This window comes from Flagellimonas profundi (assembly GCF_017313275.1).
GTDB lineage: Bacteria > Bacteroidota > Bacteroidia > Flavobacteriales > Flavobacteriaceae > Flagellimonas > Flagellimonas profundi.
The window spans coordinates 688071-706838 of the sequence record NZ_JAFLNM010000002.1 but is presented as its reverse complement, the minus strand read 5'-3'; the positions used below and the strand labels follow the sequence as shown (position 1 = coordinate 706838).

Here is an 18768-nt window from a genome sequence, read left to right as displayed (position 1 = left end):
TTAGAGTGCTTTAAAATCGAACACACCCGAATCCGAGGTATTGCCCTCTAAATCGGTGGTTACCACCCTCCAATAGTAAACAGTTCCAGAAACAACACCAACAGGCAGCTCCATGGTAGAGGCGTTTGTTAACCCAACAGAAGTTGTAGGCGGGTTGGTTTCAGAAAAAAACACCTCAAAATATGCAATGTCGTTGTCAACATCTGCGCCGGACCATTCCAAAAGTACTTCGTTTGCAATATCCGGTTGGACCGTAGCGCCGGATTGGGGGTTTTCCAGTTGTGCTGGAAAAGGTGCATATGTAGTTTGCGAGCCCGCATTGTAGAACAACCAGGTTTCACTAGAGGCCACCTGATCGGATTCCGAGTTCCGGGAAGTTACGGACCACGCGAAAGGTGTTCCCTTGGTAATGGTCAGACTCGCCGAAGTTGATGCTGTGGAGATATTCTGCGGAACATTGGAATCTAAATTAACAACACTCAAGGTATAAGTGTCGGTATTGTCGGAAGCCATCCAACGAAAAGTGACCTGTGTAGATGTTTGATTGATATCTGTTCCTGTAGTACACTCAGAATTTTCCTCTGGAAACACTAAAAGAGCTCCTTGAGGGGCTGGAGGCGGACCATCATCACCACAAGAAACCAACAAAGCCAATATGGATAGTCGAATTATATTCCGAATCATCGTTTTATAAATTTAAACATTTCTTTTGCCCCTGCTTTTTCAACTCTCAGATAATAGATTCCTTTGGGTAAATGGGATAAATTCAATTCAAGGTCAGCACCATGGACTGTTGCCCTTTGGGCATGAACCAATCTTCCATTGGCCGTGAAAATTTGAATTCCCACTTCACCGACGTACCCTCCCAAATATATTTTTGTGGTACTCTCTACCGGGTTCGGCGAAATAATGGGCTTGGAAGAATAAAACAACGTCTTTTCCAATACACCCTGACACGGTAGGTTTGAATAAACTCTCAATGTATTAACGCCCTCCTGCAAATTCAGTTGGAGCTTTGATGCTTCAGTTTGAGTGACCAATCCATTTAACTCTATATTATAAAAGGAAGCGCCGCTCAATTCTAAACTCAAAATGCCAGCATCTATCAATGCATTCATATCCAATACATCCGGTTGCGTAATTACCGCATTGAAACATACCTCTTCATAAGTTATCATTCCATTGGTTCCCGTAATACAAAGAGAATAATCACCAGCCGTTAAGTTGTTAAAGATTTGTGAGTCGGTAAAATCAAAAGAATCCGTACCATTGGGTCCGGTCAGCACAGCGGTATAGGTTATAGAAGTATCAAAAGGTGTAACGGTAATGGAACCATTATTACTGCTGCGGCAGGTCTCACTTTCAATTTCAACCTCAAAATTATCTGATGCAAATCTGTAAATGGCGCACCCATTGGTATCTACCTCAACTCCTTTGGGGGTTCCCAAACAAAGATCGTCACCATCATCAAAAACCCCATCATCATCTTCATCTGGACGATAATTTCCTTCTATGCACATGTCCAAAGAAAAGCCTATCAGTGTTCCACCATCACTCGCTGCCGTGTCCTGTATTTCCAATATCCACTCCCCTAAGATAGATTCTCCTTTTAAAGAAGCCAATGAACCAAGAGGCGTAACGGCTCCGGAAATAGCCGGACTTCCTGTACATTCGATAGGGCTTCCGTCATCATCGAAAACTGCATTGATATTATTCAAGTCCCCACATGTGTTGGAAATCAAAGTCACCTCTGTTCCTGAAGGGGAAATAAGGGTAATGACCAAATCTTCCAAGTAGGTATGGTCCAACTCCAAGTTTACATTTACATCGGAAACGGGCAAATCTTCTAAAAAGAATACAGATGCAGTAATGGTTGGTGTACCTGAAGATGGAATATTGATCGGTAAGTTATTTGCTTCCCTATTCTTACAGTCTACCTGTGAGGTAATAAAACTAAAGGGAGGTCCAAATGTTCCTGTTCCACAACCATTGCTTGGCCTAACTCTCCAAAAATATTCTGTTTCCGCTATTAAACTAGTGGTTCTGTAGGTGGTAAAAGGTACCGTTGCGGACTCAACTATATTTGTAAAACCGACATCTGTGGCCACTTCTACATCATAAACGGAGTATAAGGGGTTATCCTCCCAACTAAGCTCGGCATCCAAAGAAATTCCAATACCTCCATTAGTAGGGGACAATAGTACCACATCCGAAAAAGTACCATCTTGTACGGATACTGATAGAATCACTGTTTTGGTTACAGAGGCAGCGGTCGAAGTAACAATTATATCATAAATCCCGGCGGCAATGGTATTTGTATTGCTCAGGGTTAAATCTACCGCTGTATTATCGGCATTGGCATTTGTCAGCGAAAAAACGGCGGACAACCCTACGGGCACATCTGCAGAAAACGTAGAGTTCTCATTAAATCCGGCATAGGTTTCATATGTAAAGGGAATCACCAAATCGTCCGGTTGGCAAACCTCATAATTCAATGTATCGAAATTCAGAACCACTTGTGATTCTTCAATGGTAAAATCGGCACTGTTAACGGCATAAAATATATTATCGCTGGCCTTTACCATTATTCGAGCTGTAGTTGTGGCATCCCCTGGCAATAGCACCTCTTCGGACCCATCATTTAAAGTGTTCTCGGACAATGTAATAGGAAAGCTTTGTCCCCCATCCAACGAAAGAAAAATATCAACGTTTTGAGCATTTACCGGAGTAATATTGGTATTGGCCACATCCCAAGTGATTTCTTGGATAGAACCTGCTTGATAAACTTCACCTGCTGTTTGGGATGTTATTACAAATGGTCCTGCTGCCTTTACCACCATTACATCCAATAAATCTGAAACCACCTGCCCTCCTCCTGGAGCATTGTCCCGAACGGTGCAAGCAAAGCTAAAGTTGCGCTCCACATCCGATACAGTTTCCCATGCATCTCCTATTACCGGCGTTACCTGGGTTAAATTACCCTGAACAACCTCAGACAGTTTTGGGAAATATCTTGAAGGTTCTGTGGTTGGAGGAAGTGATCTAAAATTTGCTCCACTGGGATTGGACGGACCAAAGGAAGAGACGGTTACCACCCCATCATCTATTTGTTCCCAAGTATAGGTGAGCACATCCCCTACATCGGGATCGGTCGCGTTACCCTCTAAAACAAATGCGGTTCCCTTTGGAATGGTAAAATCATTTACCGGAGTAAGCTGAGGTGGAGCGTTGATCAATGCAGTAGTTTGGGCACAGGATGTTGTTTCCAAATAAGTCGATATTTGAAGAATACTGTTGTAATGAAAGTAATCATCCCCATTGGCAGCCACATTATTCTCGCCAACAATCCCGGCATACCCCATTATTGTGGTTCCACTGGCCGGCTCAGCTTGTACTCCCGTTCCTTCAGATTCGAATGACCAAGTATGGTTGGCACCAAACTGATGCCCAAGTTCGTGGGCCACATAATCAATATCGAAAATATCTCCTTGGGGATTAAACGCTGAAGAGAAAGCACTACCCTTTCTATTATCGATACAAACAGCACCAACAAAACCAGCATTACCATTATCTTCCCCTTCCCCAACTTTATGAAAAAGATGGCCAACATCATAATTCCCTTCACCAATTATGGAAGTGATTGTTGCCTGTACCTCAGCATTTAAACTATTATCGTAAGGATCATTAACGGCATCGGTGAATATGATAAGGTCATTGTTCGGTATCAACTCCAGTGTAACCCCAAGGTCCGTTTCAAAAACCTCGTTCACCCTTGTTATGGTAGCGTTGATTCCTGCAAGTGCATCCGCAACAGTACCTCCCATTTCCTCAGTATACTCACCCGTTGCCGAAACAGCGATTCTATATTTACGCAACAATTGGTCATCTACCAATGGACTTAGCGTTTTTCCTGTCATATTCGATGCTTTACCGCTCCCTCCAAATAAATCTTTACTGGTCGCGCAAATAAAATTCTGATCTTTTGCGACCCTTGAGTCCTTATCATACAAAACATATGCATCCGACATATTGGAAACAGGTTCCATGAAAGCCGTTTTGTTGTTTTGCTGGTCTACCACCATAGCTTGTAATCCTTTATGGGAGTTACTGAGTTTCACTTTGTACCTTCCATTGGAGCTTACCCCGGTGTAAGATTTTATATTCGGGTATTTCTTGGCCAAATCTGGATGTAAGACCGGTGTTTCCCTTAAATTGAACTGAACGATGTCTCCTTGGTTGTCCGGCAGATACACAACTTGCGTATTTCCCTTTAAAGTTGAAAAAGATTTCATCTCGTCGGAAAAAATCTTTTCATCCAGTGTCAAAACCTTTTTCACACCGGAAATGTCCTGTAAGGAGGCACTTCGTAGGTTGGGCTGTTTGGGCACTGTTTTCCAATAACCTTGCTGTCCATAAATACAAAAGCAGCTAAAAAATATGGTTATTGAAAAAACAAGATGTAATTTAGCTTTCATACACGGTTAGGGCATAGTATAATTTCAAATGTAAGCCTTTTTTTATTTCTTGATAGTTGGAAACAATCCACAACATTTCTGATTTTAAGGACATTCCGCACCATACAGTGGTGACCATCGGCACCTTTGACGGTGTACATCTTGGACATCGCAAGATACTTGAACGTCTCACAAACAATGCCAAAAACACAGGGTTAAAATCCACAGTGCTCACTTTTTTCCCGCATCCGCGAATGGTATTGCAAAAAGATGTGGACATTAAACTGTTGAACACACTCGAAGAAAAAAAGCAAATTTTGGAGACCTTGGGGCTTGATTATTTGATCATCCACCCGTTTACCAAGCAATTTTCAAGGCTTTCCGCAATAGATTTTGTACGCGACATTCTTGTGAACAACATCAAGGCAAAAAGAATAATCATTGGTTACGACCATAGGTTTGGCCGTAACCGAAATGCCAATATACAGGACCTGATTTCCTTTGGAAATACTTTTGACTTTGAAGTTGAGGAAATTCCAGCCCAAGAAATAGAAGATGTTTCCGTGAGTTCCACAAAAATCAGAAAGGCACTTTTGGATGGAGATGTAGAAACCGCCAACAATTACTTGAGTTATGCGTACATGCTCACTGGAACCGTTAAAAAAGGAAAAGGCTTGGGCAGGGACTTTGGTTTCCCAACAGCTAACCTTCATATTGAGGAAGCCTATAAACTTATTCCAAAAAACGGCGCTTACGTGGTTAGAAGTACCATTGAAGGGCAAGAGTATTTTGGAATGATGAATATCGGTTTCAACCCAACTGTGGACGGTTCCCAAAAAAGCATTGAGGTTAACTTCTTTGACTTTGAAGGAGATCTCTACAACAAAAAGATTCAGGTAGAACTGCTACACCGCATACGGGACGAGCATAAGTTCAATTCAGTCGAAGAACTTAAGGAACAATTAAAAAAGGATAAAAGCCGCTCTTTGGATCTAATTTCCAAATAAATGATCAACCAGTTTCTTTTTAAAAAGATTGATATCGCACAACTTGTGGTTTTCAGGGTATTTTATGGACTATTGGTCAGTGCTGAATGTGGATTTGGCCAGCGTTCCGTGCAAACATTTTGCCCACATCGATTGGATTCTGCCTTCTCCATTGGAATAAAGTTGGGCACTTCTTCAGATTAAATTAAATTTGCGGCTCAAAACAAGGCCATGCTTCAAATACAGAACATCAGGGAAAACAAAGAAAGTATCACTACCGCTTTAAAAAAGCGTAACATCGATGCAGCACCTATGATATCAAAGGTTTTGGAACTCGACGAAAAAAGACGTTCCATCCAAACCGAACTGGATGCTACCCTGGCCGAATCCAACAAGCTTTCCAAGGAAATTGGTATGCTTTTCAAAACAGGAAAGGCACAGGAGGCCAATGCTCTAAAGGAAAAAACTGCTGGACTCAAGGAAGCATCCAAAAAATTAGGGGAAGACCTGAACGCCGTTGCCGATGAACTTCAGCAGCAATTGTATTTGATTCCCAACGTTCCTCACGACTCTGTTCCTGCAGGCAATTCCGAGGAGGACAACGAAGAGGTTTTCAAGGAAGGGGATATCCCGACCTTATCGGAAAAAGCACTTCCTCATTGGGAATTGGCAAAAAAATATGACATCATCGATTTTGAGCTCGGCGTTAAAATTACAGGAGCTGGCTTTCCTGTGTACAAAGGAAAAGGTGCCCGTTTGCAACGTGCCCTGATCGCCTACTTCTTGGACAAAAATGCCGAAGCTGGCTACACTGAAATGCAGGTGCCATTAATGGTCAACGAAGATTCTGGTTATGGAACAGGTCAGTTACCCGATAAGGAAGGCCAAATGTATCATGTTCAGGCAGATGACCTCTACCTTATTCCAACGGCTGAAGTTCCCGTGACCAACTTGCACAGAGGTGATATTTTGGCAGAAAGTGATTTCCCGATCAAATATACCGGCTACACTCCTTGTTTTCGTCGTGAAGCCGGAAGCTACGGGGCGCACGTTCGCGGTTTGAACCGTTTGCACCAATTCGACAAGGTCGAAATCGTACGAATGGAACACCCGAACAATTCCTACCAAGCTTTAGATGAAATGGTCGAGCACGTAAAAAACATACTTCGCGAACTCAAATTACCTTACCGTATTCTGCGTCTTTGCGGGGGAGACCTTGGTTTCACATCGGCACTCACCTTTGATTTTGAAGTGTTCTCGACCGCACAAGATCGGTGGTTGGAGATAAGCTCCGTGTCCAATTTTGAGACCTTCCAGGCCAATCGCCTAAAGCTTCGTTACAAGGACGAAAACGGAAAAAGTCAATTGGCCCACACCTTGAACGGAAGCTCATTGGCATTGCCAAGAGTACTGGCAGGAATCTTGGAGAACTATCAGACCGACGAGGGCATAAAAATACCCGAAGTCTTGGTTCCTTATTGCGGTTTTGACACCATCGATTAAGGTTTTCTGCGATTAATTTGGATTCGCTTAACAGAATCCCCCACATTTCTGCGTTATATTTGAAATAAACCGCTATGGATTAAAATCCAAGAGGTCTTTTTGAGTACAAATGTCATTCCGACAGAGCGAAGTGACGAGGAATCTCATAATCCTGAACTTGAAATGGGATTTCTCACTACGTTCGAAATGACAAGACACTCTGATTAATTGTTAATGATGCACATCCCATTGCGACGTCTTTTATTTCTCATATTTATTTTATCCGGCGGTATTGGATGGGCCCAAGAGGATTTCTTGGCCAAACAATACTTTAAGGATGGTGATTACGAGAAAGCCGTGGTTTTTTACGAAAAATTGGTGGATACCAACCCAAGGCGTACCGATTATGCCGAGGGATTGGTGGCCTGCTACCAACAATTGGAACGCTACGATGATGCAGAGACTTTTTTACTTGAAAAAATAGAGGACAGTTACGCTTTTCCTACTTTTTACATTGAACTAGGGTACAATTTCACCTTAAAAAATGAAGCTGAAAAGGCCAATAGCTATTATGATAGGGCCATCAACAAAATAGAGGACAATCCTAATTATGGATATAGCGTTGGGTATCGTTTCCAAAAATACGCCCTATTGGATTATGCCATACAAGCCTATACCCGGGCAATGGAACTAAAGCCCGATCTCAACTACGATTTTCAGTTGGCACGTATATATGGTGAGCAGGGCGATATCGCAAAAATGTACCAATCCTACCTCAACCTTATTTGGGAAGGACGTACCTCACGCTCCAATGTGCTGCGCAATATCGATGATTTTATTTCCGAGGACCCATCCAACGAAAACAATGTGCTGCTGCGAAAAGTCTTGCTACAAAATGCACAGAAAGCTCCAGATATACTTTGGAACGAGCTCTTGAGCTGGCTTTTTGTACAGCAAAAGCAATACAACAGTGCTTTTGGTCAGGAAAAAGCCATCTACAAACGTAGCGAGGGGCAATCCGTTGATCGATTGGAAAATTTGGGCAGCATAGCTTTGGAGGATAAGGAGTGGGAAACCGCGACCGAGATTTACGAATATATCGTGGACAACACGGAAAATCCCAGAACCAGGCTCAATGCAGAACTCAACCTAATAGACATTGCCTTGGAAAACCCTACGGAAAAGGTGTTGGAGGATGTGGAAGAAAAGTTTGAAGACTTGGTAGCGGAGTATGGCAACCAGAGCATTACCTTGCAGCTACAGATTGCCTACGCAAACTTTCTTACCTTCAAAAAAGAAGAGCCCGAACCTGCCATTGCCATGCTCAAGGAAAGCTTGGAGCTCCCGATGGGACGAATGACAATGGCTTATGTAAAATTGGCTCTTGGGGATATCCTTGTGTACGATCAAAGGTTCAACGAAGCCTTGATCCTTTTTACACAAGTTCAAAAAAGCGTCAAAAACGATGTGCTTGGTCAAGATGCACGGTTTAAAGTGGCACAGACCAGCTTTTACAAAGGCGATTTTGACTGGGCCCTTACTCAATTGAAAGTACTGCGGAGTTCCACATCGCAACTTATCGCCAATGATGCTATGCAATTGAGCTTGCTTATTTCGGACAACTCTTTAGAAGACTCCACACAAACCGCCTTGAAAAAATATGCCAGGGCAGACTTACTGGCCTATCAAAATAAAGACAAGGAAGCCATTGAGGAGCTTGAAGATATTTTACAAAACCATAAAGGGGAGAAAATCGAGGACGAAGCTTTACTAAAACAAGCCGAACTTTTAGTGGAACAAAAAAGCTATGAAGGTGCCGAGTTCAACTATCAAAAAATTGTAGAGTTCTATGCTGATGGTATTTTGGCGGACGATGCCCACTTTGCCCTTGGAGAACTGTATGAAAATATTCTGAACGAACCTGAAAAGGCCAAGAGCCATTACGAGAAAATCATCTATAATTATCAGGACAGTTATTACTTTCCTCAGGCCCGAAAGAATTTTAGGAGACTGCGCGGGGACGCCATTAACTAATTCTTTCCTACTTTAGCCCCAATAAACAAAAGGCAAATGCTTATATATAATGTTACCATCAATATAGATGAAAGTGTCCACGACCAATGGTTGGATTGGATGAAGGACAAACACCTGCCCGATATGCTGGCAACGGGAAAATTTTCCCATGCCAAAATGGTCAAGGTTTTGGTGGAGGAAGATATGGGTGGCATTACCTATTCCGTCCAATACACCACGCAAGACAGGGGCACGTTGGAAGCATATTACAAAGAAGATGCGGAGCGTTTGCGTGCCGATGCCCAAAAAATGTTTCCCAACAAATTCGTCGCCTTTAGAACCGAACTCGAAGTCATCAGTCAACAAATACCTTAGCCCTTTGGAATATCTTTTTTCCTATGGAACGCTTCAGGACCTGCAAGTGCAGCAATATATTTTTGGTCGCTTTCTCAAAGGAAGAACCGATGCTGCACTGGGATTCAAAAAACTGGAAAATGCCGTTTACGGTCGTTATGCGTTGGTCATCAACACCAATAATCCCGAAGACAAAGTCATGGGAATAGCCTACCAAGTCAATGAAACCGACTTGAAAAAGGCGGATATTTACGAAACCAGCGCTTACAAGCGTCAAAAATTTTCGTTGGAATCCGGGGATGAAGCTTGGATCTATATCGAAAATTCCGACTAACTTGCAAAAAAACCATCCGTGTCCAAAAAGAAACGAAAAAAGTACTCCAGCAGCGGTCAATACAACCCAAAACATACACAAAATGATGGTGCCGTAAAGGCAAAAAAGCATTTAGGCCAGCATTTCCTTAAAGATGAGTCCGTAGCCCAAAAAATTGCGCAGACGCTATCGTTGGACGGTTATAAAAATGTACTGGAGATAGGTCCCGGAATGGGGGTACTTACCAAACATTTACTGCAACGGGATCTAGATCTAGTGGCAATGGACCTGGACCAAGAATCCATTGTGTACCTCAACCACAGTTTTCCTTTGGAACATGCCGCAATCCTAAAACAAAACAACCGTCTGAATGTCATAGAGGCCGATTTCCTCAAATTCGACCTTACCGAACTATATGGCGAGGAACAATTCGCCATTACAGGCAACTTTCCTTACAATATTTCCAGCCAGATTGTTTTTAAAATGTTGGACATGAGGCAACAGGTCCCCGAATTTTCCGGAATGTTTCAAAAAGAGGTGGCCAAACGTATTTGCGAAGGACCGGGGAGCAAAACTTACGGGATACTTTCTGTATTGGTCCAAGCGTATTACAAAGCAGAGTATTTGTTCACTGTTCCACCGGGGGTTTTTGATCCACCACCAAAGGTGGATTCGGGCGTTCTACGATTGACGCGCAGAAAAGAACTGAATCTCCCCTGCGATGAACGCCTATTCTTTAAAGTGGTGAAAACCGCTTTTAACCAAAGGCGGAAAACCATCCGCAATAGTCTTAAAACCTTCAACCTTTCCGATAATCTAAAAGAAGATGCTATCTTTGACCAACGCCCCGAACAGCTAAGTGTAGCTGACTTTGTAACGTTGACACAGAAGATAGCCAATGACCCCATTTAAACTCACAGACGAACTTTTAGAAGAAATCAGGCAACTGATTGCCGATAAAAAGAACGCCGCGCTTCAAACCATGATGAAGGAGTTCCACTATGCGGATGTTGCCGAGATAGCGGATGAACTTGAAGTTGAAGAAGCCACCTACCTGATCAAACTTCTGGAAAGCGAGAAAACTTCGGACATCCTTGCAGAAATGCACGAGGATATCCGAGAGGCGGTACTTAAAAACCTGACCGCAAAAGAAATCGCAGGCGAGCTGTCCGAACTGGACACGGATGACGCGGCCGATATCATCAACGAACTTCCCAAGGAACTGGTTCAAGAGGTAATCTCGGAAATCGAGGACCGCGAACACGCCAAGGACATTGTGGACCTTTTGCGTTACGAAGATGATTCCGCTGGTGGTCTGATGGCGAAAGAGTTGGTGAAAGTCAACGAAAATTGGACCGTAACATCCTGTGTTAAAGAAATGCGGTCCCAAGCAGAAAATGTGACCAGAGTCCACTCTATATATGTTGTGGACGACGAGGGAAAACTCAAGGGCAGACTTTCCTTAAAAGATTTGCTTACAGCACCCACCAAAAGCCATATCAAGGATATTTACATTCCCAAGGTGGATTCCGTGAATGTCAACGAAAAAGGAGAGGAAGTCGCCAAAATTATGTCCAAGTACGATTTGGAGGCCATCCCCGTGGTAGACGAAATAGGAAGACTGGTCGGGCGTATCACCATTGATGACATTGTGGATGTAATCCGTGAAGAAGCCGATAAGGATTATCAAATGGCGGCAGGTATTTCCCAAGACGTTGAGGTAAGCGATAGTATTTGGATATTGACCCGTGCCCGTTTGCCTTGGTTGATACTTGGACTTTTAGGAGGACTAGGGGCTGCAGCCATCATGGGTACTTTTGAGGACATGATTTCGAAACATGCTGTTTTATTCTTCTTTACACCTCTGATTGCAGCGATGGCCGGTAACGTAGGAGTACAATCCAGTGCCATTGTGGTGCAAGGTCTTGCCAACGATGATTTAAAAGGTAGCGTTAGGAACCATTTGTTAAAAGAAATGCTTTTGGCGCTCTTAAATGGATTTATCCTCGCTATTTTGCTTTTAATCTTTACATGGATTTGGAAAGATGCCTTTTCTACAGCCTTGGCCATATCACTATCCTTGGTTGTGGTAATTGTTGTTGCTGGATTGATAGGAACCTTTATTCCTTTGTTCCTTCACAAAAGAAATATTGACCCAGCTATTGCCACAGGGCCCTTTATCACGACGAGCAACGATATATTCGGAATCCTTATCTATTTTTGGATAGCCAAAATGATCTTGGGGATTTAAAACCACTTCATGAAACCGATCAATCTGAAACAAAAACACGCAGAATTCACCAAGCAATGGCACCCACATCAAATTGCAGTGGTAGACGATATGCAAGTGCTTTTGGCCAAACTGCAGGGTGAGTTTGTTTGGCACGCCCATGAAAACGAAGATGAATTGTTTCAAGTGGTAAAAGGTACCCTGTACATGCAATTTCGCGATAGGACCGAAGTGGTAAACGAAGGTGAAATCATCGTGGTACCCAAAGGTGTAGAGCACAATCCCATGACCAAAAACGGGGAAGAAGTGCATGTGCTCCTATTCGAAAAAATGAGCACCGCTCATACAGGGAATGTACAGCATGAAAAAACACAGAACCACTACCCAAAAATCTAGGAATTGTATATTTGCCCCCATGAAAGTTCTCCACCTCGACACCAATCATCCCTTGCTTATTGAGCAATTCGCAGAGCTTGGGTATGAGAATCACGAAGACTATACCTCGACCAAAGAAGAAATCGAAAAAAAGATACACCACTACGATGGAATCATTATCCGAAGCAGGTTTACCATAGACCAACAGTTTTTGGACAAGGCCACCAACCTAAAATTTATTGGAAGGGTCGGAGCTGGATTAGAGAATATAGATATAGACTATGCCAAGTACAAGGATATATTTTTGGCATCTGCCCCAGAAGGCAATCGCAATGCGGTAGGCGAACACACCCTAGGTATGTTACTTTCCATAATGAACCAAATGTGCAAAGCCAATCGCCAGGTAAAAAAAGGAAAGTGGAAGCGCGAGAACAACCGGGGCGTAGAACTGGATGGAAAAACTGTGGGCATTATTGGCTACGGAAATATGGGCAAGGCCTTCGCCAAAAAGCTTCGTGGCTTTGATGTAGAGGTCATCTGTTACGATATTGTTGGAGGTGTGGGCGATGAAAATACACGTCAAGTTGGTATCATGGAATTTCAACAGCGATCAGATGTAGTCAGTTTGCACGTTCCAGAGACCCAAGAAACCATTGGTATGGTAAACTCCAAATTTATTGAAGGGTTCCACAAACCTTTTTGGCTGCTGAACACAGCTCGAGGAAAATGTGTGGTTACGAAGGATTTAGTGGAAGGTTTAAAGTCGGGCAAAATACTCGGCGCAGGATTGGACGTCTTGGAATACGAAAAAAAGTCCTTTGAAAATATGTTCGCCAAAAAACCAAAGGCATTCAAATATCTACGCAAGGCCAAGAATGTATTGCTTACCCCCCATGTGGCAGGTTGGACTGTGGAAAGCAAGGAAAAATTGGCACAGACCATTGTGGACAAAGTAAAGGAAAGATTTTCTTAACTTTAAGTTCCAATTCTACCCTGCTTTTGGCTCTGGCATTGGATAAAACCTAACCAGATATGACCATAGATGCCAAAACACCGGACGAGTATATCGAAAAACTCCCTGTTGAGCGGAAAGAAGCCGTTACCAAACTTCGGGATACCGTTAAAAACAACTTGCCAAAAGGTTTCGAGGAGTGCATCAATTACAAAATGATAGGGTTTGTGGTGCCCCACACTTTATACCCAGATGGGTATCATTGCAACCCCAAGCTTCCACTACCTTTTATCAATATTGCTTCACAGAAAAACTTTATCGCGTTATATCACTCTGGAATTTATGCTGATACAAAACTCCATGATTGGTTCGTAGGAGCGTATCCAAAACATGTAAAAACAAAACTGGATATGGGCAAAAGTTGTATCCGGTTCAAAAACACCAACACCATACCCTATGAGTTGATAGCGGAGCTTTGCCAAAAAATGACACCGCAAGAATGGATTGCATTGTATGAAAAAAATATCAAGAGATCATGAAAAACAGAGTAACAGGATTAGGAGGGTTTTTCTTTAAAAGCAAAGACCCAAATAGCATTAAGGAATGGTATAAAAATCATTTGGGATTGAACACTGACCAATATGGATGCACATTTTGGTGGAAGGACAAGGAAGGAAATGATTGTTCTACACAATGGAGCCCTATGGATGAAAAAACAGCATACTTTAGGCCCAGCGAAAAACAGTTCATGATGAATTTTAGGGTTGAAAACTTGGCGGAACTGCTAGAGGTATTAAAAAAAGAAGGGGTTACGGTTGTAGGTGAAATGGAAGAGTATGAATATGGAAAATTTGGATGGATTCTAGATCCCGAAGGCAACAAATTGGAACTTTGGGAGCCTGTTGATAAAGCCTTTCTTTAAATAGTGAATTATTTGCTACATTTAACATACATTAACCAACACATTAGAACCATGTCAGAAGAAGAAAAAAAAGACTTTGGCGATAAAGCTGAAGAAGCAGCAAAAGATTTTAAAGAGGATGTGAACAAAGCCTTTGACCCTGCCAACCCAGAAAGCGGTAAAACGGTTGCCATTGTTGCTCACTTAACCCTTATTGGATGGGTAATTGCTCTAATAATGAACAGCAGCAACAAAACAGAGCTTGGCTCTTTTTACATAAGACAAACCTTAGGTATTGGATTGCTCGGGTTAGTTTTGGGACTTATTCCCGTAATTAACTTTATTGCATGGATTTTTCCACTCATTTTATGGATTGTTAGCTTGGTAGGAGCCATCAACGGGAATAAAAAACCTGTTTTCTTGGTGGGTGAGTACTTCCAGAGTTGGTTCAAGGGCCTGTAAAACGAATTTAAAAGTCAGATATAACCATCTGGCTTTTTTTAGACCATTATTCATCGTAATATTACAATAATACCTATTATACATATGGTTATTAGAAATATGAAAACTTCGGACTGGGAAGAAGTCTCCAGAATATATTTGGAAGGAATAGCCACAGGATTTGCCACTTTTGAGACCCAGTCACCTACTTACGAACATTGGGACAATGCCCATTCCCGCAAATGCCGTTTAATCGCTGAAACGGATGGCGAAATCATGGGTTGGGCGGCACTTTCCCCTGTTTCCAGTCGATGTGTTTATGGCGGTGTCGGGGAGGTGAGCATTTATATTTCGGACAAAAGTCGTGGTAAGGGTGTTGGTAAATTACTGATGCAGCATTTGATCGACGAAAGTGAAAGGGCTGGTTTTTGGACGCTACAATCAGGAATATTCCCTGAGAATACGGCAAGCATCAAATTACACGAAAAAATGGGCTTTCGCTATATTGGCAAACGGGAACGTGTGGGCAAAATCCATGGAGTCTGGAAAGACAATTTACTGTTCGAGAAACGCAGTTGCAACGTCGGTGTCGATTAATCCTCCTCTGGCGGCCCATTTCCTTCTGCCACCTTTCGTTCCAACTCGGCCTGGAATTCTTCCATCACTGGTTTAACGGTACTTTCAGGTAAATCCGCAATTCGGATATACATTAACCCATCCACAGAGTTATTGAACAAGGGGTCCACATTAAAGGCCACCACCTTGGCATTTTGTTTGATATATTTTTTGATCAATACGGGCAACCGTAAACTCCCTGGCTCCACTTCACTGATCAGTTTGTCAAATTTGTTCAGGTCGGCCTGTGTTTCGTCGAAAACAAACTCCTTATCGGCATCCTTAAGTTTTACCTTGAATTCCTTTTTAGGACGAATATATTGTGCAACATAAGGATCCCAGTAATTGGATTTCATAAACTCGATCATCAACGACTTGGAAAAATTGGAGAATTGATTACTGATACTTACCCCCCCTATCAAATATTTATGCTCCGGGTGTCTCAAAGTCGTATGGACGATTCCCTTCCAGAGTAAAAACAGGGGCATAGGTTTTTGCTGATATTCCTTTACAATGTATGCCCTTCCCATCTCAATGGATTTCTCCATCATACCATAGAGCTCGGGTTCAAACCGGAACAGGTCTTGAAGATAAAAACCATCGATCCCATAATTTTTAAAGATTTCCGAACCCAATCCCATTCTGTAGGCGCCAACAATGGTTTTGGTATCATTGTCCCACAAGAACAAATGGTGGTAATACGAATCAAACTTATCCAGATCTATGGCATTGTTGGTCCCCTCGCCCACTTCTCTAAAGGTAACCTCACGCTGCCGGCCGATCTCGTTCAAGCAAAAAGGCATGTCCTTGGCCTGGGCAAGAAAAACCTCGTAATTTTTGCTTTGCAGCATACGACAATCTTTCTCTCGTAATTTTTCAATCTCGCCTTCCAACACCTTTGCACTGATGGCAGTGGCTATTTTTTTGGGTGGTTTTGGAATTTTCAACGACGTAGGCACCTTATCAATAAACCGCTCCTTTTCAAAAACATTGGCCAACAAATACGTTTTTTTACGGAGCAACTCCGCAAAACCTTCCAAAGTTTCTTCCTCATTTTGCGTATTTACCGAAATAGGCTGACCTATTCTAACCTTAATGGGACGCAAACTCTGCGAAGTAAGTTCCGAAGGCAATTTAGCGGTGCGGAATACATCATCAATTTTGGACAACCGGTAAAACAACCTGCTGTTCCGTGCATGAAAATAAATGGGCACAACAGGTACCTCTGCTTTTCGTATCAATTTTATGGCCGCTTCCTCCCACGGACGGTCAACAACCAACTTCCCATCACGATAGGTAGAAACTTCTCCTGCCGGGAAAATCCCCAACGGGTGACCATCCCTTAAATGTTTGAGCGCATTTTTAAAACCTGCGATACTGCTCTTGGCATCCTTATGGTTTTCAAAAGGATTCACTGGCATTATATAAGGCCTTAATGGCTCTATGCGATGCAATAAAAAGTTGGCGATTATTTTATAATCGGGTCGCTCGTTCAGTAATAATTTAAGCAACAACACCCCATCAATACCGCCCAACGGATGGTTACTGATTGTGATATACGGGCCAGATTTGGGCAAACGTTTAATGTCCTCTTCCGGAATTTCGAAGTCGATTTCGTAATGATCTAAGATGGAATCAAGGAATTCGGGCCCTGAAAGGTCCTTGTTCTTGTCGTAAAATCTGTTGATAGTGCTAATTCTGGTAGCTACCATTAAAAGCCATCCCACAAAAGTGCCCAAAACGCCATATTTGTCCAGATGGATGACTTTCGCCACCTCTTTAGCAGAAACCAAGCCCATAGAAAAAGTATTTAGGTCCCTGTAAAGATAGAAAATAAACCCTATAGGCCTTTTTACCTAACTATTGGGCATAAGCTCTTACTTAACAACCAATTGAACCGTTTCCTTACCTCTTTGCTCTACCAATACGGACTTTCCATTTTGAAGGGATTTGACCGATTCATCATTAAAATGGCGAATGGTATACAGTGATACATCTTCATGACAGACCACTTTAAATTTTCGCTTAAGTTCGTCCAACAAAGGCGGTAATCCCCGGAATTTATTGTCCAAGCAAACAGAAAAACTAATGGCTGAGTTCTGTATAAGGTCCACTTTTAATCTGTGGTCGTGGAACAACTTGAAGATTTCACTGATATTATTCTCTACTATGAAGGAAAAATCAAGAGAAGAAAGTTTCAACAATACCTGATTCTTCTTTACTATAAAACAGGGCACCTTTGGCTCAATGCCATTTCCTTTACCCACTGTTGTGCCTTTGTCCTTAGGGTTTACAAAGGATTTTACCTTTAAAGGGATTTCCTTGCGCTGTAAGGGTTGCAATGTTTTTGGGTGAATTACGGAAGCTCCGTAAAATGCGAGCTCTATGGCCTCACGGTACGATATTTTGTCCAATAATTGGGCATTCTCAAAATTTCTAGGGTCGGCATTTAAGACTCCAGGAACATCTTTCCAAATGGTAACCGATTCCGCATTAAGGCAATAGGCCAGGATTGCGGCAGAATAATCGGAGCCTTCCCTACCCAAAGTAGTGGTAAAGTTATTGTCGTCGCTCCCCAAAAATCCTTGGGTGATATTTAATTTGGAAACATCTACTCTGGACACGACTTCCTCTTGGGTACGTTCCCATTGTACTTGGGCATCCCTATAACTGTTGTCCGTTTTAATGAGTGTTCTAACATCCAACCAAGTATTGGAAACACCGACCTCGTTCAAATATGCACTAACAATGGTTGTGGACAGCAGTTCCCCGTAGCATACCACTTGATCATATACAAATCCATATTTGGGTGATTTGTTCCAAGCCAAGAATCCCTTTACTTCTTCAAAAAGACCTTTCACTTTAGTATAAACAGGATGGTTCGGGTTTTGGAAAAGTTCGGACAATATCCCGTTATGATAATCAATCACCTCCTGAATGGAGGCATTGACCTCATCCTTGTCGTTAAAGTAGGATTCCACCACTTTTTCCATAGCGTTGGTCATTTTTCCCATGGCGGAAATGACCACCAAGGTATCGTTATACCCCACTTCCTGTAAAACGTTGACCACATTTTTAACCGCATCAGCATCTTTAACGGATGCTCCTCCAAACTTAAATACCCTCATGTATTTATATTCTTGAATTTTGAATGCCTAGTTCAGGCTTTCGATATAATTTTTGATTCCTTTTTCATCCAATTGAACCACATCCCAATCCCTTAGGACATTTGCCCCTTTCTTCTCATAAAACTCGATGGCAGGTTCGTTCCAATCCAGAACTTCCCAGCAGATGCGTTTTACGCCCAAACTATCTCCGTACTTTACCACCTCATCCAGCAAAGCCGTCCCGAGACCGCTTCCACGCATCTTTTCGGACACGATTAAATCCTCCAAATGAATGGCAGGACCTTTCCAGGTGGAATATCGGGGGTATACCAAGGCTATGCCCGCTATGCCATCTTGGGTATCGGCAACAAAACAATGGAACATCTTTTTTGTCCCAAAACCATGGGTTACCAAATCCTCTTTCGAGATTTCCACTGCATCCGGTTCCTTTTCAAAATTTGCCAGTTCCTGTATCAAGCTTAATACTTGCCCCATATCCTCTGGTTTGGCCTCTCTGATTGTATATTCCATAATTGTTACAAATA

At 42.5% G+C, this 18768-nt stretch carries 19 protein-coding genes; 14 read left to right on the top strand and 5 right to left on the bottom strand.

Features of this window, described 5'->3' with window-relative positions; all coding sequences use genetic code 11:
* The gene (locus J0654_RS12140; RefSeq protein WP_207029322.1) at positions 1–684 is read right to left on the bottom strand and encodes a hypothetical protein; all 684 of its coding nucleotides are present in this window, start codon (positions 682–684) and stop codon (positions 1–3) included.
* Entirely contained in the window at positions 681–4475 is a 3795-nt protein-coding gene (locus J0654_RS12135) for a reprolysin-like metallopeptidase (RefSeq protein WP_207029320.1), read from the bottom strand. Before J0654_RS12135 ends, J0654_RS12140 begins: the two co-directional genes overlap by 4 nt.
* Before the next feature lie 56 nt (positions 4476–4531).
* Between J0654_RS12135 and J0654_RS12130 the strand changes: the two genes are divergently transcribed.
* From J0654_RS12130 to J0654_RS12065, 14 genes are all read left to right on the top strand, one after another.
* Entirely contained in the window at positions 4532–5461 is a 930-nt protein-coding gene (locus tag J0654_RS12130) for a bifunctional riboflavin kinase/FAD synthetase (protein ID WP_207029317.1), read from the top strand.
* Complete coding sequence (locus J0654_RS12125; protein ID WP_207029628.1) at positions 5462–5644, top strand: hypothetical protein; 183 nt, start codon at positions 5462–5464, stop codon at positions 5642–5644.
* A gap of 27 nt (positions 5645–5671) precedes the next feature.
* The gene (gene serS / locus J0654_RS12120) at positions 5672–6943 is read left to right on the top strand and encodes a serine--tRNA ligase (protein ID WP_207029315.1); all 1272 of its coding nucleotides are present in this window, start codon (positions 5672–5674) and stop codon (positions 6941–6943) included.
* 213 nt (positions 6944–7156) lie between these two features.
* Positions 7157–8956, top strand: coding sequence for a tetratricopeptide repeat protein (locus tag J0654_RS12115; RefSeq protein ID WP_417949005.1), 1800 nt, complete (start codon positions 7157–7159; stop codon positions 8954–8956).
* A 36-nt stretch (positions 8957–8992) separates the two neighbouring features.
* The gene (locus tag J0654_RS12110) at positions 8993–9310 is read left to right on the top strand and encodes a DUF4286 family protein (RefSeq protein WP_207029313.1); all 318 of its coding nucleotides are present in this window, start codon (positions 8993–8995) and stop codon (positions 9308–9310) included.
* A 4-nt stretch (positions 9311–9314) separates the two neighbouring features.
* Positions 9315–9623 carry a gamma-glutamylcyclotransferase family protein gene (locus J0654_RS12105; protein WP_207029312.1) on the top strand — a complete coding sequence of 103 codons (309 nt, stop codon included), beginning with the start codon at positions 9315–9317 and terminating at the stop codon, positions 9621–9623.
* Positions 9624–9641: 18 nt separating this feature from the next.
* Complete coding sequence (rsmA, locus tag J0654_RS12100; RefSeq protein ID WP_207029310.1) at positions 9642–10514, top strand: 16S rRNA (adenine(1518)-N(6)/adenine(1519)-N(6))-dimethyltransferase RsmA; 873 nt, start codon at positions 9642–9644, stop codon at positions 10512–10514.
* Positions 10501–11853 (top strand): magnesium transporter, encoded by a 1353-nt coding sequence (gene mgtE / locus J0654_RS12095; protein ID WP_207029308.1) that lies wholly within the window; start codon positions 10501–10503, stop codon positions 11851–11853. The genes rsmA and mgtE overlap by 14 nt, the downstream gene beginning before the upstream one ends.
* Positions 11854–11862: 9 nt before the next feature.
* Entirely contained in the window at positions 11863–12228 is a 366-nt protein-coding gene (locus J0654_RS12090) for a cupin domain-containing protein (protein ID WP_207029306.1), read from the top strand.
* Between the two features lie 19 nt (positions 12229–12247).
* Positions 12248–13180, top strand: a complete 933-nt coding sequence (locus J0654_RS12085; protein WP_207029304.1) for a 2-hydroxyacid dehydrogenase — start codon at positions 12248–12250, stop codon at positions 13178–13180.
* A 59-nt stretch (positions 13181–13239) separates the two neighbouring features.
* The gene (locus J0654_RS12080; protein ID WP_207029302.1) at positions 13240–13698 is read left to right on the top strand and encodes a DUF1801 domain-containing protein; all 459 of its coding nucleotides are present in this window, start codon (positions 13240–13242) and stop codon (positions 13696–13698) included.
* Positions 13695–14081 carry a VOC family protein gene (locus J0654_RS12075; RefSeq protein ID WP_207029299.1) on the top strand — a complete coding sequence of 129 codons (387 nt, stop codon included), beginning with the start codon at positions 13695–13697 and terminating at the stop codon, positions 14079–14081. Before J0654_RS12080 ends, J0654_RS12075 begins: the two co-directional genes overlap by 4 nt.
* A gap of 51 nt (positions 14082–14132) precedes the next feature.
* Positions 14133–14522: a YtxH domain-containing protein gene (locus tag J0654_RS12070; RefSeq protein ID WP_207029297.1), complete on the top strand. Its 390-nt coding sequence runs from the start codon at positions 14133–14135 to the stop codon at positions 14520–14522.
* Between the two features lie 84 nt (positions 14523–14606).
* The gene (locus J0654_RS12065; RefSeq protein WP_207029295.1) at positions 14607–15098 is read left to right on the top strand and encodes a GNAT family N-acetyltransferase; all 492 of its coding nucleotides are present in this window, start codon (positions 14607–14609) and stop codon (positions 15096–15098) included.
* Here the strand turns inward: J0654_RS12065 and J0654_RS12060 are convergent.
* The 3 genes from J0654_RS12060 to J0654_RS12050 all read right to left on the bottom strand — a co-directional run bounded on the left by J0654_RS12060 (position 15095) and on the right by J0654_RS12050 (position 18754).
* Positions 15095–16915 (bottom strand): GNAT family N-acyltransferase, encoded by a 1821-nt coding sequence (locus J0654_RS12060; RefSeq protein ID WP_207029293.1) that lies wholly within the window; start codon positions 16913–16915, stop codon positions 15095–15097. The two genes, J0654_RS12065 and J0654_RS12060, sit on opposite strands and share 4 nt — an antisense overlap.
* 78 nt (positions 16916–16993) lie before the next feature.
* Positions 16994–18244 (bottom strand): aspartate kinase, encoded by a 1251-nt coding sequence (locus tag J0654_RS12055; protein ID WP_207029290.1) that lies wholly within the window; start codon positions 18242–18244, stop codon positions 16994–16996.
* 27 nt (positions 18245–18271) lie between these two features.
* Complete coding sequence (locus tag J0654_RS12050; protein WP_207029288.1) at positions 18272–18754, bottom strand: GNAT family N-acetyltransferase; 483 nt, start codon at positions 18752–18754, stop codon at positions 18272–18274.
* Between the last annotated feature and the right edge of the window lie 14 nt (positions 18755–18768).

Coding starts and splice junctions, on each gene's coding strand:
- J0654_RS12140 (WP_207029322.1), bottom strand. CDS start 684: ATGATTCGGAATATAATTCGACTATCCATATTGGCTTTGTTGGTTTCT.
- J0654_RS12135 (WP_207029320.1), bottom strand. CDS start 4,475: ATGAAAGCTAAATTACATCTTGTTTTTTCAATAACCATATTTTTTAGC.
- J0654_RS12125 (WP_207029628.1), top strand. CDS start 5,462: ATGATCAACCAGTTTCTTTTTAAAAAGATTGATATCGCACAACTTGTG.
- serS (WP_207029315.1), top strand. CDS start 5,672: ATGCTTCAAATACAGAACATCAGGGAAAACAAAGAAAGTATCACTACC.
- J0654_RS12115 (WP_417949005.1), top strand. CDS start 7,157: ATGATGCACATCCCATTGCGACGTCTTTTATTTCTCATATTTATTTTA.
- J0654_RS12110 (WP_207029313.1), top strand. CDS start 8,993: ATGCTTATATATAATGTTACCATCAATATAGATGAAAGTGTCCACGAC.
- mgtE (WP_207029308.1), top strand. CDS start 10,501: ATGACCCCATTTAAACTCACAGACGAACTTTTAGAAGAAATCAGGCAA.
- J0654_RS12090 (WP_207029306.1), top strand. CDS start 11,863: ATGAAACCGATCAATCTGAAACAAAAACACGCAGAATTCACCAAGCAA.
- J0654_RS12085 (WP_207029304.1), top strand. CDS start 12,248: ATGAAAGTTCTCCACCTCGACACCAATCATCCCTTGCTTATTGAGCAA.
- J0654_RS12080 (WP_207029302.1), top strand. CDS start 13,240: ATGACCATAGATGCCAAAACACCGGACGAGTATATCGAAAAACTCCCT.
- J0654_RS12075 (WP_207029299.1), top strand. CDS start 13,695: ATGAAAAACAGAGTAACAGGATTAGGAGGGTTTTTCTTTAAAAGCAAA.
- J0654_RS12070 (WP_207029297.1), top strand. CDS start 14,133: ATGTCAGAAGAAGAAAAAAAAGACTTTGGCGATAAAGCTGAAGAAGCA.
- J0654_RS12065 (WP_207029295.1), top strand. CDS start 14,607: ATGGTTATTAGAAATATGAAAACTTCGGACTGGGAAGAAGTCTCCAGA.
- J0654_RS12060 (WP_207029293.1), bottom strand. CDS start 16,915: ATGGGCTTGGTTTCTGCTAAAGAGGTGGCGAAAGTCATCCATCTGGAC.
- J0654_RS12055 (WP_207029290.1), bottom strand. CDS start 18,244: ATGAGGGTATTTAAGTTTGGAGGAGCATCCGTTAAAGATGCTGATGCG.
- J0654_RS12050 (WP_207029288.1), bottom strand. CDS start 18,754: ATGGAATATACAATCAGAGAGGCCAAACCAGAGGATATGGGGCAAGTA.